The 24,775-nt window shown below is 69.1% G+C and carries 17 protein-coding genes; 6 read left to right on the top strand and 11 right to left on the bottom strand.

Annotated elements, in window-relative coordinates:
* A partial coding sequence (locus tag AC1DY5_RS07930; protein WP_478110490.1) for an efflux RND transporter permease subunit occupies positions 1–248 on the top strand: 248 nt, incomplete at its 5' end.
* Between the two features lie 10 nt (positions 249–258).
* Here AC1DY5_RS07930 and AC1DY5_RS07925 read toward each other — a convergent pair.
* The 10 genes from AC1DY5_RS07925 to AC1DY5_RS07880 form a co-directional block, all read right to left on the bottom strand.
* Complete coding sequence (locus tag AC1DY5_RS07925) at positions 259–1,182, bottom strand: alpha/beta fold hydrolase (RefSeq protein WP_478110488.1); 924 nt, start codon at positions 1,180–1,182, stop codon at positions 259–261.
* Positions 1,179–1,985, bottom strand: a complete 807-nt coding sequence (locus tag AC1DY5_RS07920; RefSeq protein WP_478110485.1) for a serine aminopeptidase domain-containing protein — start codon at positions 1,983–1,985, stop codon at positions 1,179–1,181. The genes AC1DY5_RS07925 and AC1DY5_RS07920 overlap by 4 nt, the downstream gene beginning before the upstream one ends.
* Positions 1,982–2,698 carry a 4'-phosphopantetheinyl transferase family protein gene (locus AC1DY5_RS07915; protein WP_478110483.1) on the bottom strand — a complete coding sequence of 239 codons (717 nt, stop codon included), beginning with the start codon at positions 2,696–2,698 and terminating at the stop codon, positions 1,982–1,984. The genes AC1DY5_RS07920 and AC1DY5_RS07915 overlap by 4 nt, the downstream gene beginning before the upstream one ends.
* Before the next feature lie 10 nt (positions 2,699–2,708).
* Positions 2,709–7,703, bottom strand: coding sequence for an amino acid adenylation domain-containing protein (locus AC1DY5_RS07910; protein WP_478110481.1), 4,995 nt, complete (start codon positions 7,701–7,703; stop codon positions 2,709–2,711).
* Between the two features lie 28 nt (positions 7,704–7,731).
* The gene (locus tag AC1DY5_RS07905) at positions 7,732–14,928 is read right to left on the bottom strand and encodes an amino acid adenylation domain-containing protein (RefSeq protein WP_478110479.1); all 7,197 of its coding nucleotides are present in this window, start codon (positions 14,926–14,928) and stop codon (positions 7,732–7,734) included.
* Positions 14,929–15,283: 355 nt separating this feature from the next.
* Positions 15,284–15,922 (bottom strand): histidine phosphatase family protein, encoded by a 639-nt coding sequence (locus AC1DY5_RS07900; protein ID WP_478110477.1) that lies wholly within the window; start codon positions 15,920–15,922, stop codon positions 15,284–15,286.
* Between the two features lie 26 nt (positions 15,923–15,948).
* Positions 15,949–16,599 carry a DUF4136 domain-containing protein gene (locus AC1DY5_RS07895; protein ID WP_478110475.1) on the bottom strand — a complete coding sequence of 217 codons (651 nt, stop codon included), beginning with the start codon at positions 16,597–16,599 and terminating at the stop codon, positions 15,949–15,951.
* Position 16,600: 1 nt separating this feature from the next.
* The gene (gene ttcA, locus AC1DY5_RS07890) at positions 16,601–17,506 is read right to left on the bottom strand and encodes a tRNA 2-thiocytidine(32) synthetase TtcA (protein ID WP_478110473.1); all 906 of its coding nucleotides are present in this window, start codon (positions 17,504–17,506) and stop codon (positions 16,601–16,603) included.
* The gene (locus AC1DY5_RS07885; RefSeq protein WP_126837247.1) at positions 17,507–17,896 is read right to left on the bottom strand and encodes a dihydroneopterin aldolase; all 390 of its coding nucleotides are present in this window, start codon (positions 17,894–17,896) and stop codon (positions 17,507–17,509) included.
* Entirely contained in the window at positions 17,893–18,690 is a 798-nt protein-coding gene (locus AC1DY5_RS07880; protein ID WP_478110471.1) for an SDR family oxidoreductase, read from the bottom strand. The genes AC1DY5_RS07885 and AC1DY5_RS07880 overlap by 4 nt, the downstream gene beginning before the upstream one ends.
* A gap of 21 nt (positions 18,691–18,711) precedes the next feature.
* Between AC1DY5_RS07880 and AC1DY5_RS07875 the strand changes: the two genes are divergently transcribed.
* From AC1DY5_RS07875 to AC1DY5_RS07855, 5 genes are read left to right on the top strand one after another with little or no spacing between them, the layout of a single operon-like run.
* The gene (locus AC1DY5_RS07875) at positions 18,712–19,809 is read left to right on the top strand and encodes a class I SAM-dependent methyltransferase (protein WP_478110469.1); all 1,098 of its coding nucleotides are present in this window, start codon (positions 18,712–18,714) and stop codon (positions 19,807–19,809) included.
* 38 nt (positions 19,810–19,847) lie between these two features.
* Positions 19,848–20,630, top strand: a complete 783-nt coding sequence (hisN, locus tag AC1DY5_RS07870) for a histidinol-phosphatase (RefSeq protein ID WP_478110467.1) — start codon at positions 19,848–19,850, stop codon at positions 20,628–20,630.
* 9 nt (positions 20,631–20,639) lie between these two features.
* Positions 20,640–20,834, top strand: coding sequence for a DUF2905 domain-containing protein (locus AC1DY5_RS07865; RefSeq protein WP_478110465.1), 195 nt, complete (start codon positions 20,640–20,642; stop codon positions 20,832–20,834).
* 4 nt (positions 20,835–20,838) lie between these two features.
* Positions 20,839–21,765: an ROK family protein gene (locus AC1DY5_RS07860; protein ID WP_478110463.1), complete on the top strand. Its 927-nt coding sequence runs from the start codon at positions 20,839–20,841 to the stop codon at positions 21,763–21,765.
* A 14-nt stretch (positions 21,766–21,779) separates the two neighbouring features.
* Complete coding sequence (locus AC1DY5_RS07855) at positions 21,780–22,991, top strand: serine hydrolase domain-containing protein (RefSeq protein WP_478110461.1); 1,212 nt, start codon at positions 21,780–21,782, stop codon at positions 22,989–22,991.
* Positions 22,992–23,004: 13 nt separating this feature from the next.
* On the opposite strand, the gene AC1DY5_RS07850 is transcribed toward AC1DY5_RS07855, so the two are convergent.
* On the bottom strand, positions 23,005–24,462 hold the full coding sequence (locus AC1DY5_RS07850; RefSeq protein WP_478110458.1) for an aminotransferase-like domain-containing protein: 1,458 nt from the start codon (positions 24,460–24,462) through the stop codon (positions 23,005–23,007).
* Positions 24,463–24,775 lie beyond the last annotated feature (313 nt).

The raw sequence follows: 24,775 nt of genomic DNA, 5'->3' as shown, positions 1-24,775 counted from the left end.
GTCCGATCCTGATGACCACGCTGGCCGCGATGATGGGCGCGCTGCCGCTGGCGCTGGGCCTCGGCGCCGGCGCCGAGCTGCGTCAGCCGCTGGGCGTGGCGGTGGTCGGCGGACTGCTCTTCTCGCAGGTGATCACGCTCTACATCACGCCCGCGATCTACCTGTCGCTCGACCGCTACAGCGGCAGCGGGCCGCTGCAGGAACTGCCTTCGGAGGCGGTTGCCTCTTCGGGCCCGGCACACGCCTGAGGCGCGCGCGTCAGCCAGCCGCCAATGCTTCCGGGCGCATGACCATTTCGATGGTCATCGTCTGCGCCGCGGCATCGGCTGTCGCGGCGGCTGCCGGCTCGGCCCTCTTGTCCTGGATTGCCTTCAACCACAGGCACACCGCATCGAGGAAGAACGCCTGGCCTGCGAGCTCGGTGAACGAGTGGTCCAGGTTCGGCATGAATTCGTAGCGTACCTGCTCCAGGAAGGCGGATCCGCGCAGACCGTGCAACTGGTCCTTGTCGCGGTCGCGGCTCTGCACCGTGCCGGAGAACACCAGGTACACCGCCACGCCCCTGGCCACCAGGGTGTCCATGGCCTGCCTGAAGAGTTCCGGCGTCATTGGCTGTGTCTGCACGCCGTTGCCCAGCAGGTCGCCCTCCGGCGGCCGGTCGGTGCCGCGCAGGCGATCGATCCAGTGGCGCGTCTGGGCCACCGGAAAGCGCATGAAGCGCCGGATCCGGACCATCAGCCTGGCGCTGCGGCTCGTGAACCGGTGGCCGTCGAAGGCCAGCAGGCCGTTGATTCGGGGGTCCTGGAGCGCGRCCTGCAGCCCCTGGATCGCGCCCGAGCAGAGGCCGATGACGATCACCTGCCGGATGCCGAGCTGCTGCTCGATCTGGTCGACCGCGAGGCGCAAGTCTTCGAGGGCCTGCTCCTCGAAGCCCAGCGCGGTCTGCGCCGACAGGCTGTCACCGAGTCCCGAAAGGTCGAATCGCAGCGACGCGACGCCTTGCCGTGCCAGCCGTCGCGCCAGCTTGACCTGGATACGGCGCGGGCCGGCGCGATGCGTGACGCCGAAGTTGAACATCAGGCAGGCGACGCCTGCCAGGGAGTTGCCGAGCGGCCGCGTGACCACGCCCAAGAGCCGCTGCTCGGGTCCGAAGAGGATGGGTTCGTCTCGATAGTCGTTCATCGGATGAGCGAAAGAATTCGGCGCGTCACCTCAACCGGCACGATGGCCTGGTTGGGAATCGGATCGGCTGTCCAGACGATCGGGTGCTCGAGCGCCTCATGGGTGACCGTGCGGCCGCGGGAAGTCTGGCGGGCGCACCATTGGCGCGTACGCTCGTCCTGCGGCGGGGCGAAGACGGTCGCCGGCAGGGCGACATCGAGCGTGATCGACTCCGGACTCAGCGCTGCCCATTGTGCGGCCAGCGCGCCGCTGACCCGGTGGCCTAGCGCCTCGGTGATCCGGACGCCGTCGTCGGGATCGTGGCGCTCATACCACGCGGGGTTCTTGGCGTAGTAGCCCACTTCGAGCATCGCGAGCTGCCCGGCGTGAAGTTCCTCCACGTAGGCAGGGCCATCGAGGATCGGCTCCCAGAGGATCAACCGTGTCAGTCCCTCCGCATGGCGTGCGGCCTGGAGCGCCAGTGTGGCGCCCAGCCGCGCTGCGAGCCAGGTCAGCTGCTGCGAACCCGAGCGGCGCACCAGTTCCTCGTGGGCCTTGAGCAGATCGAACTGCCAGCCCTTCATCTCGCCCTCTTCGTCGTCGCCACCGGATTCGCCGTTGCCGAAGAAGTCGAAGCGCAGGACCGCGACCCCGAGCCGGGCGATCCGGTCTGCCAGGACCCGGAACAGGCGATGAACGCGAATCGACTCATGACCGAAGGGGCTGCACATCAACAGCGCCGGACAGGATTCATTCTCTCGCTGGGGCGAGTGGTAGATGCCGAACAGCCTGCGCTCGGGCGGGCCGAAATAGAAAGGAGTCATCGAAGAATCTCCAGCGCCGCCGGGTTTGTCCTGGCGACAGCTGCCTGCGTGGCTTCGGTCTCGAAGGCGAGCGCGCCAACCATGCCCGCACCCAGGGGCACCGACATCACGCGCATGAGTTGAACACGATCCTCCGCAGTGTAGCGAACGCGCCGCGGTGCGATCTCGAGTCCCACTTCCAGGCATGTCGGATCGGCCGACAGTCCGAGTCCCAGCGACTTGAGGCAGGCTTCCTTGCGGGTCCAGCCGACCAGGAAGGCGTGGTCCCGGGCATCGCTCGGCAGTGCCTGCAAGAACCGGATCTCGTCGGGCGTGAAACAGGTCGCGGCGAGCGCCAGGGCATCGGGCATCGGCCTCAGCACCTCGACGTCAACCCCGACGTCGGCTTCTTCGTGGACCGCGATCAGCGCCACCGACTGGCTGTGGCTCAGGTTGAAGCGGAGGTCCGCCTGGCCCACCAGCGACGGCTTGCCGAACTCGCCCTGGTCGAACTCCAGCAAGGCCGCCGAGATGCCGCTTCGAATCGAGAGGATCTGCCGCAGGGCGGCGTGCGCGGCAACGAAGCGCTCGCGGTCGCGCCGGAACACGAAGCGGCGGGCGCGATCCCATTCGGCCTCCGAGAGGCAGGCCACGTAGGCCGGCTCAGGGGGCGCGTCGAGGTCGACCTGCCAGAGCAGGCAGGGGGTGTCGAAGTGCAGCGGGCTGATCGACACGGGGGCCTCGTCAGCTCTTGCGGCCCCAGCCCGAGAACACGCGCCCGAGCAGCCCGCGCCGGGAACCGGTCTCCGCCAGTGCCGTGGCCAGCATGCCGCCCGCCGCGGCCGCTGCGTCGAGGGGGGTGCCGGCCGCTGCCGATGCGAGCTGCCCCAGCGTCTCGAAGACATAGCGGCGCGCCTCGACCCGAAAGCCCAGGGCCTGCTCGGCCTGTTGCAGCGCGCGCATGGCCAGGAGCGAGTCGCCGCCCAGGTCGAAGAAGTTGTCGGTCGGGTGGATGTCGTTGACGTCGATGCCCAGCACGCAGGCCCAGATCTGCGCGAGCTGGGCCTGCTCCGGCATCAGCAGTTCCTGGTGGCCGTTGGGCGGCCGCTGCGCCGCCAGGCGCGCCTGCTGCGTCGAGCTGGCTCGGGCGCCATCGGCCTTCAGGCGCGTCAGCACCTGGGCGGCGGCGGAGCCGGCCGGGTCGGCCAGCTCGGCCACCGGGGCTTCGGGCGATCGCGCCACCTTCTGCAGCAACTCGAGGAAGCGATCGCGGAAGGCCTCGCCGGTTTCGGGCAGGTAGATGTCGGCGTTGTAGATGATCGCGCCCTCCATGCCGTGCGGCTTGTCCATCAGCCACAGGCCCAGGTCGTCGGTGGCGCCGCGCTGGCGCAGGTGCAACTGGCGATGCGTGAGACCGGCGCCGAAGTCGCTGGGGCGCTCGCGCGCATCCTGAAAGGAGAACAGGGCGTGGTAGGGGCCGGCGCCGGTGGTACGGGCGCTGACCTCTGGCTCGGCCACCACACGCTCGAAGGGAATCTGCTGGTGGCTGGTGACGGCCAGCAGCTCTTCCTTGACGTAGCGCGCATAGTCGACAAAGCGCTGCGTGCCGTCGATCTGCAACTGCACCAGCAGCAGGTTGGTGAAGAAGCCCATCACCTTTTCAAGCTCGGGCGCCTCGCGACCGCGCACCGGCACCGCGATGACCACCGAATCGGTGTCGATCGCGCGGCCCATCATCAGGCTGTAGGTGGCCATCATCAGCATGTTGAGCGTGAGGTCGGCCTGGCGGGCCAACGCGCGCAGCTGCTCCGAGGCTTCTCGCTCGATGCGGATCCAGTGGGGCCGCCCTTCGCCGCTGGCGCCGATGCCGCGCGGCATATCGGTCTGGGCCGCCACCGGCACGGGTGCCTTGGCAAAGCGTTCCTTCCAGAAGTGCAGTTGGCCGGCGCATTCTTCCTGGGTCAGCCAGTTCTGGTACCACTGGGCGTAGTCGCCATAGCTCATGGGCAATGCCGGCAGTTGCGGCTGCTCGCCGCGCACCAGAGCGCCGTAGATCTCGGCCAGTTCCATCTGCAGCAGGTCGAAGGACCAGCCGTCCCAGATCAGGTGGTGCGGCACGAAGGCGAAGGCATGGTCCTGGTCGCTCACCTTGAACAGGGCTACTCGGAAGAGGGGCGCCTGATGGATGTCCATGGAGGAGTCGGCCACGCGCTGCATCTCTTCCGTCAGCCGGGCTTCGCGCAGCGCTTCGGGCAGGCCGCTCAGGTCGGTGAGCGGCATCTCGTAGTCCACCTGGTCGGCGATGGCCTGAATGCCGAGGCCATCCTCGTCGTTGGACATGTAGGTGCGCAGGGTCGGCTGGCGGCGCACCACTTGGGCAAAGGCGGCGCGGAACTTGTCCACGTCCAGGGGCCCGGAGAAGCGGTGGCCGGAGGGCGCGTTGTAGACCGGCCGGCCCGGGTGCAGCTGCTCCATGAAGCGGATGCGCTCCTGCATCGGCGTCATCGGCGCGCTGCGGCGGGCGGCGTCGTGCACCAGTGGATCGCGGCGCGGCGCGTTGGATGCACGCGCCGCCGCCAGCGCACGCGCCAGCTTCTCGGCCGTGGGCGCCTCGAACAGGGTGCGGAAGGGCAACTGAAGGTGCAGCTCCCGGTTCAGGCGCGCCGTCAGCCGTGCGGCGAGCAGCGAGTGGCCGCCCAACGCGAAAAAGTCGTCATCGACGCTGAGCCCCGGCAGGTTCAGCACCTCTTCCATCATCGTGAGCGCCGCGCGCTCGTCCTCGTTGCGCGGCGCAATGCGCTGGCCGAGGCTCTTGGCCGCCTGGCCGGCGTCCGGCGCCGGCAGCGACTGGCGATCGAACTTGCCGCTGGCAAAGAGGGGCAACGTCGTCATCGGCACGAAGTGCTGCGGAATCATGTAGCTGGGCAGCATGCGGCCCAGGTGCTCGCGCAGCTGCGCCACGTCGGGCATGGGGCCGCGCGGCACCACGTAGGCCACGATGCGCACGTCGCCGGGCTGGTCTTCGCGGGTGATCACCACCACCCGCTCCAGGGCCGGGTGGGTGGCCAGATTGGCCTCGATCTCGCCCAGCTCGATGCGGTAGCCGCGGATCTTGATCTGCTGGTCGGTGCGGCCCTTGCACTCCACCAGGCCATCGGCGCGCCAGCGGCCCAGGTCGCCGCTGCGGTACCAGCGGCGCTGCGGGTCCTCGGTGGTGGGCGCATCGAGGAAGCGCTCGGCCGTGAGTTCGGGGCGGTTCAAGTAGCCCTGCGTCACGCCGGCGCCGGAGATGAAGATCTCGCCCATCACGCCGATCGGCAGCGGACGCTGCTTGGCGTCCAGGATGTGCACCTGTGCATTGGCCACCGGCTTGCCGATCGGCACCAGCGGCGGGATCGGTTCTTCCAGGCGGTGGAAGTTGGAGAACACGGTGGTCTCGGTCGGGCCGTAGCCGTTCCAGAGCGCGCCTACGCGCGGCAGCAGCTCGCGCCCCAACTCGGGCGGCAGCGGCTCGCCGCAACACACGGCCAGCATGTCGCCGCGCCCCTGCCAGCCGGTGGCCAGCAGCAGGCGCCAGGTGGAGGGCGTGGCGCCCATGCAGGTGATTTGTTCGCGCTCGATCAGCTCGCGAAGCTTGTCGCCGTCCTTGGTGGTCGGGCGGTCGGCGATGACGATGCGCGCACCCAGGGTCAGCGGCAGGATGTCCTCAAACACCGAGAGGTCGAAGGACAGGGTGGTCACCGCCAGCATCACATGATGCTGCTGCACGCCGGGCATGACGCGCAGCCCGGCCAGCAGGCTCTGCACCGCGTGGTGCGGCACCATCACGCCCTTGGGCCGGCCGGTCGAGCCGGAGGTGTAGATCACGTAGGCCACGTTGTCGGACGTGCCCGCCGAAGCTGGCGCCTCGGCGCTCGGCGTGACTTGCGCCGCATTGACGGTGGCGCGGCCGGTGGCCTGCCAGTGCGCCAGCGTGCTGTCGTCGCCCACGATGTGGCGCAGGCCGGCGTCCTCGGCCATGAAGGCCAGGCGCTCGATCGGGAAGGTGGGGTCCAGTGGCACGAAGCCGGCGCCCGACTTCAGGATGCCGTACAGCGCCACGATCATGTGTTCGCTGCGGTCGCAGCACAGGCCCACCAGGTCGCCCGCGCCAGCGCCCAGGGCGCGCAGCTGCGTGGCCACCGCGTTCGCACGCTGCTGCAGTTGGGCGTAGGGCAGCTGCCGGTTGCCGCAACTCAGGGCGATGGCGTCGGGCCGGGCCGCGGCCTGGGCGTCGAAGAGGGATTCGATGCGCGCCCTCGCGTCGTAGTCGACCTTGGCGCCGTTGAAGATGGCCAGCGTGGCCGCTTCCTGCGCGGTCGGGGCAAAGGCCGCAGCGGCGCTGATCGCCGGATCGGCGGCGCAGCGGTCCAGCGCCTCGCAGTACAGGGAGAGCCAGCGCTTGATGGTTTGCGCATCGAACAGGTCGCTGTTGTACTGGCACTCCAGCACTAGGCTGCCGTCGACCTGGACGATGTTGAGGAAGATCTCGGCGTTCTCGTAGAGGCGCGGATTGGAGTGCACCCGCACCTTCAGCTGTTCGTCCGACATCTCGGGGAAGGCGATTCCGGCTTCCACGTTGAACATCACCGGCACCAGCGGCACGCGGCTCGGATCGCGCGCAATCTGCAGGCGCTTCAGCAGGCTGCCGAAGGTCATCTTCGAATGTTCGAAGCCGTCCAGCAGTGCGGTGCTGGCATTGCGCACCAGTGCGCCGGCGTCTTCGTCCATGTCGGCCGCCAGCCGGATCGGCAGCAGGTTGACGCAGTGGCCCACCAGGCCTTCCTGTCCCTCGGCCAGTTGGCCGGCCACCGGAATGCCGAGCGCCAGGTCACTGTGGCCGCCCAAGCGGCTGACGAGGCCGGCGAAAACGCCCAGCAAGGTGCCGAACAGGGTGGCGCCCTGGCTGGAGCCGAAGCGGCGCACCCGCTCCAGCCGCTGCGCGCCGAACACCATGTCCTCGCGGCGCGCGGCAAAGGTGCGCAGCGCGGCGCGGGCGCGGTCGGTCGGCAGGTCGATGGCCGGCACCGAGCGGTCGTACTTGGCGACCCAGTAGGCTTCGTCCTGGGCCCGTTCGCGCAGCGCCTCCGGTTGCGAAAGGGCGAAGGCGTAGTCGGAAAAACCCGGCGCCGGTGGTAGCGCAGAGGCCTGGCCGTCGCGGTAGAGCTGCATCAGCTCGCTGGCGATGACGCCGAAGGACCAGCCGTCGCAGACGATGTGGTGTGCCGTCAGGATCAACTCATGGCTGGCGGGATCGAGCTTCACCAAGGTGGCGCGGATCAGCACGTCGCAATCCAGGTCGAAGTGCTGCGTGACGGCTTGCGCGCGCTGCGCCTGCAGGCCGGCGGCACGCCCATCGGCGTCCAGCGCCGACAGGTCGATCGTTTGCAGCGGCAGCGGCACGTGGGCGGCGACATAGAGCTCGGTACCCTCGGGGCCGATGTTGGAGCGCAGCACCTCGTGCCGGTCGGCCAGTAGCTGCAGTGCACGTTCCAGCGCGGCCAGTTCGAGCGCGCCCTCCATCACCAGGGAGATCGATTCGTTGTAGGCCAGCGAGGCATCCGGCGACAGCCGGTCGGCCAGCCAGATCTCGCGCTGCGCCTCGGTGGTCGGCACGACGCGCTGAACCTCGGTGGCGCCAAAGGGGTCGTAGTCCACGGATTGGGACTCGGGCAACGGTGGCAGGGTCATATCGTTCATGGGTTTGCTCTAGAGGTTGCGCGGTTTTTCAGCGCACCAGCATGTACTTGCCCGGCTGTTGCGGGTTCGGGACGAACCACGCAGCCTTGCCGCTGGCATCGCGGCCCAGGCGCGCGCCGGGCACCGGCGGCTTGGCGCTGTCGAGCACCTCGGCGTCGCTGCGCGCCAGACGCGGCAGGAACTCGGTTTCCTGCAGTTCGGCCACCGATTCCTTGAAGGCCGATTTGATGAGGGCAATGTCCTGCTGCGTGTGCGCGGTGGTCATGAAGCAGGGGAAGTTGTCCAGGATGTGCACGCCGCGGCTGCGCATCATGGCGAACAGCAGATCCTGCAGCGGGTGGTCCTCGAGCCAGCTCACGCGCCACAGCGAGGAGAAGTAGCGAATCTCGATTGGCGCCCCGACCTCGCGACAGAAGGCCGACAGTTCGTCGGCCATCGCCGCGGTGTGCAGGTTCAACTGGGTCTGCAGCTTGTTGTTGTCCTGCTTCAGGTACTCGAGGGCTGCCTTGGACGCGGCGAGCGCGAGCGGATGCCGCACGAAGGTGCCGGCGAAGTAGGTGACGCCCACCGTCGGCACGGAATCGTCGCCGTACTTCCAGGCGCCGCCGTCGAGCGCGTCCATGTAGGCGCGCTTGCCGGCGATCACGCCGACCGGGAAGCCGCCGCCGAGCACCTTGCCGTAGGTGGCGAGATCGGCGCGGATGCCGAACACCGCCTGGGCGCCGCCCAGGTGCGAGCGGAAGCCGGTGATGACCTCGTCGAAGATCAGGCAGGTCTCGGACTTCTCGGTGATGGCCCGCACCTCGCGCAGGAATTCGCGCGGCTGGAAGTCGGGCCGGCGGCTCTGCACCGGCTCGGCCAGCACGGCGGCCAGGTCGTCGGCGTTGGCGCGGATGAACTCCAGCGACTCGGGCGTGCCGTAGTCGAGCACGCGGATGTCGCCGAACATGCCCTGCAGCACGCCCGGCGCGGCCGACATGCCCTTGTGGTTGCGGCCGGCGCGCACCAGCACTTCGTCGAAGGTGCCGTGGTAGGAGCCGGAGAACACCACCACGGTGCTCCGGCCGGTGACGGTGCGGGCAATGCGGATCGCCGCCATCACCGCTTCCGAGCCGGTGTTGCAGAGGGCGGCGCGGTCGAAGCCGGTGAGCTCGCACAGCAGCCGGGTGACGTCGGCGGCCAGCGGATGCTGCGGGCCGATCTCGTAGCCCAGGTCGAGCTGCTTCTTCACCGCCTCGTTGATGAAGTCCGGCGTCCAGCCGAAGAGGTTCATGCCGAAGCCGTTGAGCGTGTCGACGTATTCGTTGCCGTCGATGTCCCACAGGCGAGAGCCCTTGGAGCGCTCGATCACGATCTGGTAGGTGATCTCCTTCGTCGCCGGTCGGAAGCCGTTGACCACGCGCGGGTCGGCCATGTGAGGCCGGTTCTGCTCGGTGAAGGCCTTGCTCTTGCCGGTGCGCTCCACGTAGCGGCGCATGAAGGCGGCCAGACGCGCCTTCTGGCGCTCGGTCGGCTCCTTGCTCTGCGTGTGGATGCGTGCGATCGCGCCGAAGGCTTTCTTGACGTCGTACTTGGGCGTGACGACGGCCTCCTCGGGATCGGGATTGGACGCCGTGGCCGCGGCGGTGGCCATGGGCGTGGTTTGCTCCACCGCCGGCACCGGCAGCACGGGGCTGGCCGGAGCCGTCGGCGCCGCCGACAGCAATGCGAGTTGCTGTTGCATCAGCTGCATCTGCTGCGCGATGACTTGCTGCACCAGGTTGCCATTGCCGGCCATGGGCGGCATCACCGGCAGCGCCATCGCGGCAGCCGCTGGCTGCGCTTGCGCCATCGCGGGCTGCACGGCAGCCACCGGCGCCGCGGCGACCGCAGGGGCTGAGACCGGATCGGGCGGCAGCGTGGCATCGAGGAATTCGGCCAGCGCGTCGAAGCTGCGATAGCTTTCCATCAGCTGCCGGAACGTGAGGTTGACCTTGAAGGTCTTCTTGACCTGCATCGCGGCTTGCGTGAGCGTGAGCGAATCCAGGCCGATCTCGACGAAGGGCGCGGCGCCCTCGACGTCGGCCATGTCGATGCCCGACAGGTTCTCGAACAGTTCGCGCAGGCGCGTGACGAGGTCGGCGCGGCGCGCGGGCGGTGCGAAAGTGGCTGCAGCGGCGGTCATTGTCAACTCCGGAATCGAAGGGGTCGGTGGCACGGATGTGGAAGAAAGCGACGCGAGCGCCGGTGCCGCGGGGGCGACGGCGATGTCGACCCAGAAGCGCTTGCGCTCGAACGGATAGGTGGGCAGGCGCAGGCGGTGCTTGCGCCCGCGTGGGTCCAGCGCGCCGAGGTCGATCTCGACGCCTTGGGTCCAGAGCCGTCCGGCGCCGAGGCGCCAGGCGGCGCTTTCGCCGGCCGGCCGGTCGGCCAGCAGCGCGGCGGCGGCCGCGGGCTGCGCCTTGGTCGCATGCTGGCGCACCAGCATCGCGAGCGTGTTGCGCGGACCGATCTCGATGAAGAGCGGATGCGCGAGTTGGGCCTGCACTTCGCGCACGGCGGGCGAGAAGCGCACCGTCTCGCGCAGGTGGCGGGCCCAGTAGCGCGGGTCGGTGGCCTCGTCGGCAGTCAGCAGCTTGCCGGTGAGCGTGGAGTAGATCGGCACGCCGGGAGCGGCGAGCGGGGTCTCGCGCAACAGGGCCTCGAAGGGCGCGACCGCGGGGTCCATCATCGCGGAGTGGAAGGCGTGCGAAGTCTGCAGCGTCCTGGCGACGATGCCCTTGGCTTCGAGCGCGGCGCGCAGCGCCTCGATGGCATCGCTCGGGCCCGCAGCGACGCAGACGGCGGGGCCGTTGTCCGCCGCCAGGGAGATGTTGTCGGGCAGCAGCGGCAGCAGGTCTGCGGCGGCCATGCGGACCGAGAGCATGGTGCCCGCCGGCAGCGCCTGCATCAGCGCGCCGCGCCGGGCGACCAGCCGCGCCGCGTCGTCGAGCCGCATCACGCCGGCCAGCACCGCGGCAGCGAACTCGCCGACGCTGTGTCCGATCATGGCTGCAGGCTCGACGCCGAGCGCCATCAACTGGCGGGCCAGCGCATATTCGAGCACGAAGGTGGCCGGCTGCGTGACCGAGGTCGGGGTCAGCGCCGCGGCATCGTCGGTGAACATGCGCTCGCGGAGGTCGAAGTCGAGTAGGCCGTCGAAGCAGCGGATGCAGTCGTCGAAGGCGGCGCGGAAGGCCGGGTCTTCGGCATGCAGCGTCCGGCCCATGCCGGCGTACTGGGCGCCCTGGCCTGGGAACATGAAGACCGGCTGCGGCAGCCAGGCGTTGAGCGATGCAGCGGCGCGCAAGGGCGAGTCGGCGTTGCGCAAGGCGGCGATCGCCTCCTCGACCGATTCCGCGGCCACGACGGCGCGGTGGGCAAACTGCTTGCGTCCGACGCGCAGGGTGTGGGCCACGTCGGCCAGCGACGACTCGCAGTGCGCATCGAGATGTTCGGCTAGGCGCGCGGCGGCGACGCCGAGCGCCGCCGGCGAGCGCGCCGACAGCGTGAGCAACTGGGCGCCGGTCGCGGGGTCGGACGGTGCGCGCAGCGGCGCTTCTTCGATCACCACGTGGGCGTTCGTGCCGCCGACACCGAAGGCGCTGACGCCGGCCCGGCGCGGCGCGTCTTCACGTCGCCATGGGCGCAATTGACTGTTGACGCGGAAGGGCGTGGCGTCGAATTCGATGGCCTGGTTTGCCGCCTCGTAGTGCAGGCTGGCCGGAATGGCTTCGAAGTGCATCGCGAGCGCGGCCTTGATCATGCCCGCCGCACCCGCGGCGGTCACCATGTGGCCGACGTTGCTCTTCACCGAGCCGATGGTGCAGAAGCCGGTGTCGCTGGTGTGCGCTGCATAGGCGCGCGTGAGTCCCTCGACCTCGATCGGGTCGCCCATCGGCGTCGCCGTGCCGTGCGTCTCGACATAGGAGATGCTGCGCGGGTCGACGCCGGCCGAGGCCAGCGCGGCCTCGATCACCGCGGCCTGGCCGTCCACGCTCGGCGCCGTGAAGCTGGCCTTGGCGCCGCCGTCGTTGTTGACGGCCGCACCGCGCAGCACGGCATAGATGGTGTCGCCGTCGGCGATCGCGTCGGAGAGCCGCTTGAGCAGCACCACCGCCGCGCCGTCGCTGAAGACGGTGCCCTTGGCGCCGGCGTCGAAGCTGCGGGTATGGCCGTCGGGCGACAGCATCGATCCCTCGTTGTAGAGATAGCCGCTGCGCGGCGGGCAGGTGACCGAGGCGCCACCGGCGAGCGCCATGCGGCACTGGCCGGTGCGCAGCGCGAAGAAGGCTTGCGCGATGGCCACCAGCGAGGTCGAGCAGGCGGTGTGCACGCTGACCGCGGGGCCGGTCAGGTTCAGCCGGTTCGCCACGCGCGTGGTGATGTAGTCCTTCTCGTTGGCCAGCATCACCTGGAACTCGCCCACCATCTCGATTAGTTCGGGCCGGGTCGCGACATGGCGCTGGAAGTAGCTCGCGTTGTACATGCCGCCGAAGACGCCGACCGGGCCGGGTGCCTGGTCGGGCACGTAGCCGCCGCGCTCGAGGCATTCCCAACAGATCTCGAGGAATACGCGCTGCTGCGGGTCCATCAGCTCGGCTTCCTTCGGGTTGATGCCGAAGAAGGCGGCGTCGAACTGCTCGATGTCGTCGATGACGCCGCGTGCGCGCACGTAGAGCGGGTCGGCGCGCAGGGCGGCGCTGACGCCGGCGTCCAGCGTGGCGTCGTCGAAGAAGCTGATCGACTCGCGACCGGCCATCAGGTTGTCCCAGAACTGCTCGACGTCGGCGGCGCCCGGGAAGCGGCCGGCCATGGCGACCAGCGCCACGGGCTCCGCATCGCCTGGGGCCGCCGGCCTCGCGGCTGCGGCGCGCCGGGCCGCTGCAGCAGGCGCATCGTCCTGCAGGCTGGCGGCCAGCGCGGCGGGCGTCGGCTGGCGGAAGAAGAGGTTGGCCGACAGGCGGCGCTGGCTGCCTTGCTGGAGCTCGCGCAGCACCTTGAGCACCAGCAGCGAATCGCCGCCGAGATCGAAGAAGTTGTCGCTGCGGCCCACCGGCTCGATCTGGAGGGCGCGCGCGAAGGCCGTGCAGACGCGGCGTTCCGCATCGTTGCGCGGTTCTTCGAAGGTCTGGGCGAGCGCGGGCCGCTGCCGCGCGGGCTCCGGCAGCGCCCGGCGGTCGAGCTTGCCGTTGGTCGTCACCGGCAGTTGGGCCAGCCAGACCTGCGCCGCCGGCAGCATGGGCTCGGGCAGGCGGTCGGCCAGGTGCGTGCGCAGCGCCGTCCACGGAATCTCCGGGCCCCGCGCCACCAGGTAGGCAACCAGTCGCAGGTGCTCTGCAGCGTCCTTGCGCGGCACCACCGCGCATGACTTGATGCCGGGATGCGCGAGCAGCGCCGCTTCGATCTCACCGGTCTCGATGCGGTGGCCACGGATCTTCACCTGGCCGTCGATGCGGCCGAGGTACTCGATGCTGCCGTCGGCCAGCCAGCGCGCCTGGTCGCCGGTGCGGTAGAGGCGTTCACCGGGGGCGCCGAAGGGATCGTCGACGAAGCGTTCGGCGTTCAGGTCGGGGCGCCGCAGGTAGCCGCGCGCCAGTCCGCGGCCGCCGATGCACAGCTCGCCGACGAGGCCGGCGGGCAGCATCGCCATCGAGGGACTCAGAACGCGCAGCGTGGTGTCGTTGATCGGGCGGCCGATGGGCACCGAACGGGCGTCGGCCGGTAGGTCGTGCGGGATGCGGTGGGTCGCCGCGAAGGTGGTGCACTCGGTCGGGCCGTAGCCGTTGATCAGCGCCAGAGAAGGCATCGCCGCCAGCGCGCGCCGCACGTGCGGCACCGACAGCGCCTCGCCGCCGATCAGCAACTGGCGCAGGCCGGCGAGTTGTGCCGGCTCGTCGTCGACCACGGCGTTGAAGAGGGCGGCCGTGAGCCAAGCGGTCTGTACCGCGTGCTGCGCGATCGTGCGCGCGAGTCCGGCGCCGGTGGGCACCTGCTCGTCGTGCACCACGCAAACGCCGCCGTTCAGCAGGGGACCCCAGATTTCCAGCGTCGATGCGTCGAAGCCGAGCGGCGCTGCATGCAGCATCGCTTCGCAGGCCAGCAGTTCGACGTAGTGGGCATCGACCACGAGACGCAGGATGGCGCGATGGCAGATCTCGATGCCCTTGGGGGTGCCGGTCGAGCCCGAGGTGTACATCACGTAGGCCACGGATTCACCCTCGGCCGCGACGCTCGCCAACGGGGGCAGCGAAGTCTCGCCGGCCGCTTCTTCGTCGATGCAGAGCAGCGGCCGGTCGCTCGGGACCAGCGCCTTGTAGACGGCCTGGGTCAGGACTAGGCGGACGTCGGCGTCGGAGAACATGAACGCGATTCGTTCGGCCGGGAAGTCGGGCTGCACCGGCACGTAGGCGGCACCGGCCTTCAGGATGCCGAGCAGCACGACCACCGCGGCGCTCGATCGATCGAGCAGCACGCCGACGGTGTCGCCGGCCCGAACCCCCCGCGCCTGCAGGCGGCGGGCGAAGAGTTCGGCACGATCCGCCAACTCGCGGTAGCGCAGGACACCGTCTTCGCCGACCAGCGCGACCGCGTCGCCGTGCGCCGCGACCTGGCGGTCGAACATCGCATGCACGGTCAGCGTGGCGTCATAGGGGGAGGGCGCCGTGTTCCAGGCGTGGAGCTGTTGCTGCCGGTCGAGGGCGGGCAGGGTGCGGATCTCGTGCAGGCTGGCCGACGGCCGGTCGAGCAGGTCGGCGGCGGTGTCGGCGATGGCCACGAGAACGGCCCGTTCGCCCTCTGGGTCCATCAGGGACGCTGCGCCGGTCAGGCGCAGCACGGCGCGCTGGTCGTCGATGGCCTGGAAGTCCGGTTGCAGCGAAGCTGCGTCATCCGGATCGAGGCGTTCGCGCCGGGTCCGGTCGATCACCGACAGCCATTGTTGCGCGCGGAGGTCGTCGCCGTCGCCCGCGGAAGTGCCCAACCAGCGGGAGCGAAGCAGCGCCCATGCTGCAGCGAAGAGCGTGTCCGGCAGGAAACCGGCAGTGCGGCTCTGCTCTGCCCATCGCGCGGCGAGGGCGGCGGGAATGTCGAGGCTGGCCGCCGGGAGGGCCGGGCCTTGCGGGTCGGGGCGGGGGACGAAAAGGTCGGCGAGCGACAGCGGCGGCTCGGCCGAGAGCCGGGAAGTGGGTTGAGGTCCTGGGGCCATGAACGGGTGCCTCCGCTGAGAAAAAACGCGATGCCTTCAAGAAATCGTTGTTGTGTGAAAGCCCGCAAACATGTATCCGACCAAGTTAGTAGTCACAAAGCATTCAAACCGACCTAGAGCCTATGTTGCCCTCTGAGCGCCTATCACACCACCTGACGAAAGCCATGTCGGCCAGCCTATGTCGTTTGGAGGTCCTGCAACATTCGATGCATTTGGTTTCCACTAATGCATTGACGAAGCCATCGCCCGGTGACGATTCTGACCTCCTTTTTACAAATTGAATACAAATGTCGTAATGGAATCGCCAAGCTGATCCCGGGAACTCATAGGAAAGTTCTATTTGCTCACGCTGCGTTCAGGCCGTGGCTTCGTCGAGCGATCCTGCGTCTAGATGGCCGATGTCGCCCCAGCCGACCAGCGTGAAGCCCTGCGGCGTCCAGAGCAGGCGATTGATGGCGGCGTTTCCCAAGTGCCAGGTGCGCGGCGCCTGCAGTTCCTGGCCGGTGGCCGCGCGGTAGAGCACGTCCATCACGCCGCCATGGGCGACCAGGACCACCAGTTCGCCCGGATGCAAGGCCGCCAGCCGGGATGCCGTGCACGTGACTCGATCCCTGAAAGTGAGCAGTGACTCGCCCCCTTCCGGTGCAAATTCGGGATCCCGCGTGCGCCAGAGCCGGGCCTGGGCCGGCAGGCTGGCGTCGATGTCGGCGAAGGTGCGGCCTTCGAACCGACCGAAGGAGCGCTCGCGCAGGCCGGGTTCGGCGGCCACCTCGATGTCGCGCGCGCGGGCGATCGCTTGCGCGGTCTGCCAGGCGCGCGACAGGTCGCTGGCGTAGATCGCTCCGATCTGTTCGTCCTCGAGCGCCCGGGCGACTCGGCCCGCCTGCCAGAGCCCGGTGTCGTTGAGCCCGATGTCGAGCTGGCCCTGGACGCGGGCGTCGACGTTCCAGGCGGTTTCGCCATGGCGTACGGCGATGACTCGGGTGGCCTCCATCTCGACCGATTCTAGGGATAAACCCTTCAGTTCTGCCGGGTGGCGCGCGGCAGCTCGATGTCGACCCGGCGGATGCCTTGCGGGGGATTCGGAAAGCCCTGCAGCGCTGCCTGGAACATCACCGGCAGGATGCGTGCGCTGTTGTTGTACGGTCCGTCGTTGCGGGCATGCGTTTCGTAGACCACGCGGTTGGAAGGCAGCTCGCGCAGCACGATGCTGACCTCGCGCACGAACCAGGGGGTGGGCGGCGGCCCGAACGCCGGTCCGTACCAGCCTGCGCCGTACCAGCCGGCGCCATACCAGCCGCCGGGCCCCCAGCCCGGTCCCGGCCCCCAGCGGCCGTAGCCCCATCCCGGCCAAGGCCCCCCGACCAGCCAGGGGTCGGCCCAGGGCGAGAGCTCGGCGGTCACGCGGGCGCCGATCAGTGCGCTCAACTGCGGAGCGCTGTCGTCGTGCCGCAGGCCCACGCCGTCGAGTGCCGAACCGGCCATCGCCTCCAGTTGCTGTTGCGCCGCCTCGTCGGCTTGCTGCGAAGGCAGGCGCTCGAAGCGGTAGGTCGCGCCCGCGGGCACGCCGGCCATGCTGGAAAAGCTCCTCACATCGCTGTCGACCACCCAGCTCGTGGCGCAGCCGGCGAGGCCAATGGCCACCAGCAGCAACGCGAGCGCGCTCTTCATGTCAGACCTGCACGATGCGAAGCGCCGAGGGCGCCGGGAATTCCGGGGCGTCGAAAGCCTTGTCCCCCTCTTCGTCGGCCACCCCGGTCGCCTGCAGCCCCTTGAAGTCGAAGGCCTTGGCGTCGAGCAGGTGGGAGGGAACGATGTTCTGCATGGCGTTGAACATGTTTTCGATCCGGCCCGGGAACCTGCGTTCCCAGTCGCGCAGCATCTCGCCGACCTGCTTGCGCTGCAGGTTCTCCTGGCTGCCGCACAGGGTGCACGGGATGATCGGGAACTCGCGGTGCTGCGCCCAGCGGACCAGGTCCTTCTCGCCCACGTAGGCCAGCGGCCGGATCACGATGTGCCGGCCGTCGTCGCTCACGAGTTTCGGCGGCATCGACTTCAGCTTGGCGGCGAAGAACATGTTCAGGAAGAAGGTCTGCAGCATGTCGTCGCGGTGGTGGCCCAGCGCGACCTTCGTGGCGCCCAGTTCGTCGGCCACGCGGTACAGGATGCCGCGGCGCAACCGGCTGCAGAGGCCRCAGGTGGTCTTGCCTTCAGGGATCACGCGCTTGACGATCGAGTAGGTGTCCTGCTCCTCGATATGGAAGGGCACGCCCAGGGCCGTCAGGTAGCCCGGCAGCACGTCTTCGGGGAAGCCCGGCTGCTTCTGGTCGAGGTTGACCGCCACGATGTCGAAGTGGATCGGCGCCCGGGCCCGCAGCTTGAGCAGGATGTCGAGCAGCCCGTAGCTGTCCTTGCCGCCCGAGACGCAGACCATGACCTTGTCGCCTTCCTCGATCATGTTGTAGTTGACGATCGCGCGGCCGACCTCGCGGCACAGCCGTTTCTCGAGCTTGTGGGTCTCGCGCTCGATCTTGAGATTGCTGGGGGACGCTGGCTCGTCAATCCATACGGCGCTCATTCACTTGCTCCTGAAAACTTCGACACCGACCGCATCGCAGTCGGGATACACATCGGGCTTGGCGGTCGACACCCGCGCGGCCTGCACCTTCGGATGCGCCAGCACCTGCGTCAGGATGTCGTCGCAGAGCGTTTCCTGCAAGTGGATGTGGCCCTTGCTCAGGCGCGTGGCGACGGTCCGCCGGATGAAGTCGTAGTCGACCACCTCGTCGAGTTCGTCGGACTTCGGTGTCGAGACGTCGAGCGGCACGTAGAGGTCGACGTTGATGATCACGCGCTGCTCGGCGCGCTTCTCGAATTCGTGCACGCCGATGTTGATCCAGACCTCGTAGTCGCGCAGGAAGACGCGTCGGCACGAGAGCAAGAGGGGGTCGAGGGCAGCGGTGGTCATGGAGAAGAGGCTTTCAGCAGGTCGTCGACGACGAACATGACGTCGCGCGCGAGCGGCACCAGGTGCTGGCCGTTGTCGACGCAAAGGGTGGTTCCGGTCACGCTGGGCGTGCCGGCCAGGAAGACGCAGGTTCGCGCGACATCGGCCGGATCGATGGCGCGGCGCAGCAGGTTGGCCTGCGAGGCCCGGGCGAAGTTGGCTTCGGTCTGCGGGCCGCTCGGGTAGAGGATGCCCGGCGCCACGCCGCAGACCCGCAGCGCCGGCGCCAGCGACTGCGCCTGCAGCGCCACGGCGCGCTCCAGCGCCAGCTTGGACACGGTGTAGGAGAAGTAGTCGGGGTTCAGGTTGTAGACCTTCTGGTCCAGCACATGGATCGCCGAGCGGTCGATGCCGTCGCCGGGCATGGCGCGCTTCGCCAGCAGCCGGGCGAAGGACAGCGGCGCGATCAGGTTCACGCCGAGCTGGCGCAGGGCGGCGTCGGCGTCGAAGTCGAGCCCGGTGTCGGGTTCGAAGGCCGAGGCATTGTTGACGATGCAAGACAGCGGCCCTTCGAGCGAGGCCTGGTCGACCAGCGCGATCCGGCCCGGCTCGCTGCCGATGTCGGCCTCGATCGCGCTGGCCTCGTGGCCTTCGTCGCGCAGGCGCGCGCACAATGCCAGCGCCTGCGCCCGTGAGGCGCGGTACTGGCAGCACACCCGCCAGCCCGCGCGCGCGAACCCCTCGCAGACTGCGGCGCCCAGTCGTTGGCCGCCGCCGGTCACGAGCACGCCTCGGCGTTGGGTCGATTCAGCCATCCTGATAGATTCCTCTTATTTATGAACCTGGAGCAGGGCGCCGAACGCGCCACCCCGTTGATCAAGATTATCGATGCCGCGCTGCAGAGAGCCGGCGGCTGGCTGCCATTCGACCGCTTCATGGCCCTGGCCTTGTACGCGCCGGGGCTCGGCTACTACGCGAGCGCGAGCCGAAAGTTCGGCCGGATGCCGGCCTCGGGCAGCGATTTCGTGACCGCGCCGGAACTGACGCCGCTGTTCGGCCGCACCCTGGCGGTGCAGCTGGCCGAGGCGCTCGAAAAGACCGCGACGCGGGAGGTCTGGGAGTTCGGCGCCGGCACCGGAGCGCTCGCGCTGCAACTGCTCGATGCGCTCGGCGACCGGGTCGAGCGCTATCGCATCGTCGACCTGTCCGGCACGCTGCGTGAGCGCCAGCAGCAGACGCTCGCGCAGCACGCCGGCAAGGTCGAATGGCTGGCCGAACTGCCAACGGAAATGCGCGGCGTGGTGGTCGGCAACGAAGTGCTCGATGCCATGCCGGTGCAACTGCTGGTGCGCAAGGGCGGCCAGTGGCACGAACGTGGCGTGGTCCGCCAGGACCAGGGCTTCGCCTGGAACGACCGGCCCACCGCGCTGCGGCCGCCGCTCGAGATCGAAGGCGCGCACGACTACCTGACCGAGATCCATCCCCAGGCCGAGGCCTTCGTAGCGACGCTGGCCGACCGCCTGAAACAGGGCGCCGCCTTCTTCATCGACTACGGCTTCCCCGAGGCCGAGTACTACCACCCGCAGCGCCACATGGGCACCGTGATGTGCCACCGCGCCCACCAGGCCGACGGCGATCCGCTGGCCGACGTCGGCGCCAAGGACATCACGGCCCACGTCAACTTCACCGGGGTGGCGCTGGCCGGACAGGAGGCCGGCCTCGAGGTGCTCGGCTATTGCAGCCAGGCCAGGTTCCTGCTCAATGCCGGCATCCTGCCGATGATGGAGGCGGCTTCGCTGGCCGAGCGCGCGATGGCGGCGCGGCTGATCCACGAGCACGAGATGGGCGAGTTGTTCAAGGTGGCCGGCTTCGCCGTGGGGGAGCCGTGGCAGGCGGTCGGATTCGCCGAAGGCGACCGCAGCCACACCCTCTGACGGCGATCGCAGCGCGGGAGCTGGGTTCTAATCCACCCATGAGTTCCACCTTCACTCCGGCCGACGACCTGCGCGTCGCCCACGCACTGGCCGATGCGGCGGCCTCGCACTCGCTGCGCCTGTTCCGCACCCCGCTGGACGTCATCTCGAAGGCCGATGAAAGCCCGGTGACCCAGGCCGACCGCGCGGCCGAGACCGCGATGCGCGAGATCCTCGGCGCCGAGCGCGCGGCCGACGGCATCTTCGGCGAGGAACATGGCCTGGATCGCGTCGACGCCGAGCGGGTCTGGGTGCTCGACCCGATCGACGGCACGCGCAGCTTCATCACCGGCTCGCCGCTCTGGGGCACGCTGATCGCGCTGCTGAGCGGCGGCAAGATCGAGCTCGGCATGGTCGACATGCCGGTGCTCCGCGAGCGCTGGATCGGGCAGGCCGGCCAGGGTGCCCAGCGCAACGGCGAGGCGGTTCGCGCCAGCCGCTGCAGCGCCGTCGCCGAGGCCCGGATCGTGACCACCTCGCCCGACATCTTCAATCCCGCCGACTGGCAGGCCTTCGACCGCCTGAGCCGGCGCTGCGCGATGCGCCGCTTCGGCGGCGACTGCTACGGCTACGCTCAGCTGGCGGGCGGCACCATCGACCTGGTGGTCGAGACCGGCCTGCAGCCCTACGACTACCTCGGCCCGACCGGGCTGATCGAGGCGGCCGGCGGCATCGTCACCGACTGGGAGGGCCGGCCGCTCGGCCTGCAGTCGGACGGCCGCGTGGTCGCCGCCGCCACGCGCGACCTTCACCGACAGGCGCTGGACCTGCTCGCGGTCTAAACTGTTGCCATGATTCGCTGGCTGATCGTCGTCGTCCTCGCGCTGGTTCTGATGAGCGGGCTCACGGCTTGGCTGCGGCGCTTCGGCTTCGGGCGGCTGCCCGGCGATTTCGAGTTCCGTGCCTTCGGTCGCAACTGGCAGTTGCCGATCGCGAGCACGGTGTTGCTGAGCATGATCGCGGCCCTGGTCGCACGATGGATCTGATTCGATGAGAGCCTGTGTCGATCTCGGTGGCACCAAGGTCGCCGTGAGCCTGTCGGCCGACAGCGTGTCGCCCCTTCTCGGCCGCCGCAGCGAGCCTACCGCCAAGACCGGCGACAACGACGCCGTCGCGGTGCAGATCATCCGGCTGATCGAGGAAGTCTGCGCGGAGCAGCGCATCGGCGCCGCGAGCGTGGACTGCGTCGGCGTCTCGACCGCCGGCCCCTTCGAACTGCGCGACGGCGTGGTCGAACTCGCGACCCCGAACATCTGCGGCGGCATCGCCGGCCCCGCGCGTGGACTGCCCAACCAGTGGATGACCGCGCTGCTCGAAGCACCGCTGCGCCAGAGTTTCGGCCGCGTGCGGGTCGAGAACGATGCAGTTGCCGCGCTGGAGGCCGAACGCCGCTGGGGTGCGCTGCAAGGCGTCGATCATTGCGCCTACGTCACCTGGAGCACCGGCGTCGGCGTCGGCCTGTGCGTCGATGGCCGCGTGCTGCACGGCAAGAACGGCAACGCGGGCCATGCGGGCCACAGCTTCGTTTCCGACGACGACAACAGCGCGCTGTGCGGCTGCGGCAACCACGGCGACGTGGAGGCACTCGCAGCAGGCAACGGCATCGCGCGGCGCTTTGGCGAGCCCGCGGCCGACCTGTTCGCCGCCGCCGCGCGCGGCGAGCCGCAGGCTTTGGTGACCACCGACGCGCTGTGCCGGATCATGGGGCGCATGCTCTACAACCTGATCGCCACGCTGGATCTGCAGCGCATCAGCCTGGGTGGAAGCGTGTTCTGGAACAACCGCGACTTCTTGCTGCCGCGCCTGCAAGCGCAGGTCGATGGCAAGCTCGCGGCGTTGACGCGCGGCGCGTTGCTCGTGCCCGCCGGACTCGGCGACAGGGTGGGGGACTACGGGGCGCTGGCCTTGGTTGACTGATCGGGATTCTCCATATGAAGCTTGGCAGGATCGTTCTCGGGGCCTTCGTCGTCGCCGCCATCGCTGCCACGGCAGGCTGGTCCAACCTGGACAAGGAAACGCGCGGGCTGCTCGCCACGCTGCCGACCGACCGCGACGTACTGTTCTGGAGCCAGCCGCAGCGCGATGCGGCATTCCGGGCGCTCGACAGGTTGCCGGTGCTGGCCAAGGCACGCGTCGTCGCTGCCGGCAGCAAGCCTTCGCCCTTGCCGCCGGGCCCGCCGCTGGCGCTGCCGCTGGACGTCGACGCCTACATGGCGCAGCAACGGAGTTCCGCGCTCGTGATCCTGCACGATGGCAAGCTGCGCCTGGAGCGCTACGGCCTGGGCTTCGACCGCGACGGGCGCTGGACCAGCTTCTCGGTGGCGAAGTCGATCACGTCTACGCTGCTCGGCGCCGCCGTCCGTGACGGCCAGATCCGCAGCCTCGACGACAAGGTCAGCGACTACATCCAGGAGATGAAAGGCTCGGCCTATGACGAAGTCAGCATCCGCCAATTGCTGACCATGACCTCCGGCGTGCGCTGGAACGAGGATTACGCCGATCCGAATTCGGACGTGGCGCGCTTCAACAACCACAAGCCAGAAGAAGGCGTCGATGCGCTGGTGAGCTACCTTCGCAAGTTGCCGCGTGCGGCGCCGGCCGGCACCCGCTGGAACTACAGCACCGGCGAAACCAATCTGGTGGGCGTGCTGGTGGCGCGGGCCACGGGCAAGCCACTGGCGAGCTACCTGTCGGAGAAGATCTGGGTGCCGGCCGGCATGGAACAGCAGGCCACATGGATCCTGAGCCGCACTGGGCAAGAGATCAGCGGCTGCTGCATCCAAGCGGCCACGCGCGACTTCGCGCGCTTCGGGCAGTTCATCCTCGATGGTGCGCGTGCCGGTGGTCAACCGATCGTGCCGTCCGACTGGCTGGCCCAGGCCACCGCACGGCAGGCGGATATCGGGCGACCGAGCCGTGGCTACGGCTTCCAGTGGTGGACCTACGACGACGGCAGCTTCGCCGCGCGCGGCATCTTCGGCCAGGGCATCTTCATCGATCCGAGGCGCAGGCTGGTGATCGCCTCCAATGGCAACTGGGCCGGCGGGGCCACGGCCCGCGCCGAGATGACGGCGCGGGAGGACTTCTACAAGGCGGTGCAGAAGGCGGTCGACGGCGAGGCGGCCGGGAAAGCAGGCGGCTGATCGATCCCGCCCATCAGGCGGCCATCCGTGGCATCGCGCTGCATTCGTCCACGATCTCGCCGAGCCTGCGCAAGCCCGCCGTGATGGTGTCGTCGTAGGGCCAGCCGCAATTGATGCGCAGGTAGTGATCGAAGCGCGACGAGTTGGAGAACAGCGTGCCGGGCGCGATCAGGATGCGCTCGCGCAGCGCGGCGTCGAAGACCGTCATCGATGGCAAGCGATCGGGCAGTTCCACCCACACCTGCAATCCGCCGGGCGGGTAGTTCAGCCGCGTGCCGGCGGGAAAGTGCGCGGCGATCGCGTCGACCGTCTGCTCGCGCTGCTGCCGGAGCCGTTCGCGCAGGCGGCGCAGATGCCGGTCGTATGCGCCGGTGTTCATGTATTCGCCGGTCGCCCATTGCGAGAGCTCCTCGTTGCTGCGCGTCTGCGTGTACTTGAGCATCTCCACACGGCTGTGCCAGCGGCCGGCCGAGATCCAGCCGAGCCGCATGCCCGGTGCGAGGATCTTGTGCAGCGAGGCGCAATGGATCACGTTGCCCGTGCGGTCCCATGACTTGATCGCGCGCGGCGGCGTGTCGGCGTCCAGCAGTTCGCTGTAGGTGTCGTCCTCGATCAGCACCACGCCGTGCCGATCGCACAGCGCGACCAGTCGCTCCTTGTGCGCGTCTGGCATCACGCTGCCGAGCGGATTCTGCAGATGCGGCACGACAACGACGGCCTTGATGTGGCCGTAGGCATCGAGCGCCATCTCCAGCGCCTCGACCGACAGGCCGGTCTGCGGGCTCGTCGGAATCTCCAGCGCCCGCATGCCGAGGCTTTCGAGCACTTGCAGCAGCCCGTAGAAGGTCGGCGACTCGACCGCCACCGTGTCGCCGGGCTGGGCGACCGCGCGCAGCGCGAGGTTGAGCGCCTCGATGCAGCCGTTGGTGGTCAGAACTTCATCAGGCGACAAGGTCATGCCCACGCGCAGGCCGCGCCGCGCGGCGGCTTCGCGCAACGGCGTGCGGCTGCGCGAGGGTGCGGCCGTGGTGAGCAGCGCGGGCCGCTGCCGCAGCAGCCGCATCATGATCGCCCGCAGCGCCTGCCCTGGGTAGAGCTCCGGCGCCCCGCGCGCGGTCGAGAAGTCGATCCGCACCTCGCCCTGCCGTCGCCGTGCGACGAAATCCGACACCTTCGAATGGATGCCGACGTACTGTGCCGGATCGGGCGCCACGCCGGTCGCGGGCTCGTCCATGGTGGCGATCGTAAGCCGGCGCGGGCGCTTCACGAAATAGCCCGATCGCTCGCGCGCGTCGACCCAGCCTTCGCCTTCCATCGTGCGGCACAGTTGCAGCGCGGTCGACAGGCTGATGCCGTGCAGGCGCATCAGGCTGCGCAGCGAGGGCAGCTTGTCGCCCGGCTTCAGCGAACCGGCGCGGATCGCGTCCAGGTAGTGGCCGGCCAGTTGGCGATAGAGCGGTGGCGGTTCCATGCGGTCGATGCTCGCGCGGGCGGATCGGCGAAAACAGATGCAGATTTGCGAGAAATGGACCATAACAGATGGGTTCTCGAGAGCGCTGTTGCGCCTTGAAAAGCCGTCTTCTGTGCCTGTTGTCGAGGCAGCCTGCTGCCTACGATGAAGACATTGCAACACTTCGACAGGGCACCTGCAATGACCACCGAGCTTCCCGAATCCACCTGTCTGCAGCCCGGAGAGACGCTGCGCATGGCCGTCGATGCCGGCTTCGTGCTGAGGGTCGCGCAAGGCTGCGTCGATCTGAGCGCGCCGCCGTCCTGGCTGAGCG

The organism is Variovorax sp. P4_D9, assembly GCF_056401695.1.
Note: the sequence above shows the minus strand (reverse complement) of the source record. Positions and strands in the feature narration are given on the sequence as shown.

What these genes read in the sequence shown, in the direction of transcription:
- AC1DY5_RS07920 (WP_478110485.1), bottom strand. Translation starts at nt 1,985, where the DNA reads ATGACTCCTTTCTATTTCGGCCCGCCCGAGCGCAGGCTGTTCGGCATC.
- AC1DY5_RS07910 (WP_478110481.1), bottom strand. Translation starts at nt 7,703, where the DNA reads ATGAACGATATGACCCTGCCACCGTTGCCCGAGTCCCAATCCGTGGAC.
- AC1DY5_RS07905 (WP_478110479.1), bottom strand. Translation starts at nt 14,928, where the DNA reads ATGGCCCCAGGACCTCAACCCACTTCCCGGCTCTCGGCCGAGCCGCCG.
- AC1DY5_RS07900 (WP_478110477.1), bottom strand. Translation starts at nt 15,922, where the DNA reads ATGGAGGCCACCCGAGTCATCGCCGTACGCCATGGCGAAACCGCCTGG.
- AC1DY5_RS07895 (WP_478110475.1), bottom strand. Translation starts at nt 16,599, where the DNA reads ATGAAGAGCGCGCTCGCGTTGCTGCTGGTGGCCATTGGCCTCGCCGGC.
- AC1DY5_RS07885 (WP_126837247.1), bottom strand. Translation starts at nt 17,896, where the DNA reads ATGACCACCGCTGCCCTCGACCCCCTCTTGCTCTCGTGCCGACGCGTC.
- AC1DY5_RS07880 (WP_478110471.1), bottom strand. Translation starts at nt 18,690, where the DNA reads ATGGCTGAATCGACCCAACGCCGAGGCGTGCTCGTGACCGGCGGCGGC.
- AC1DY5_RS07875 (WP_478110469.1), top strand. Translation starts at nt 18,712, where the DNA reads ATGAACCTGGAGCAGGGCGCCGAACGCGCCACCCCGTTGATCAAGATT.
- hisN (WP_478110467.1), top strand. Translation starts at nt 19,848, where the DNA reads ATGAGTTCCACCTTCACTCCGGCCGACGACCTGCGCGTCGCCCACGCA.
- AC1DY5_RS07865 (WP_478110465.1), top strand. Translation starts at nt 20,640, where the DNA reads ATGATTCGCTGGCTGATCGTCGTCGTCCTCGCGCTGGTTCTGATGAGC.
- AC1DY5_RS07860 (WP_478110463.1), top strand. Translation starts at nt 20,839, where the DNA reads ATGAGAGCCTGTGTCGATCTCGGTGGCACCAAGGTCGCCGTGAGCCTG.
- AC1DY5_RS07855 (WP_478110461.1), top strand. Translation starts at nt 21,780, where the DNA reads ATGAAGCTTGGCAGGATCGTTCTCGGGGCCTTCGTCGTCGCCGCCATC.
- AC1DY5_RS07850 (WP_478110458.1), bottom strand. Translation starts at nt 24,462, where the DNA reads ATGGAACCGCCACCGCTCTATCGCCAACTGGCCGGCCACTACCTGGAC.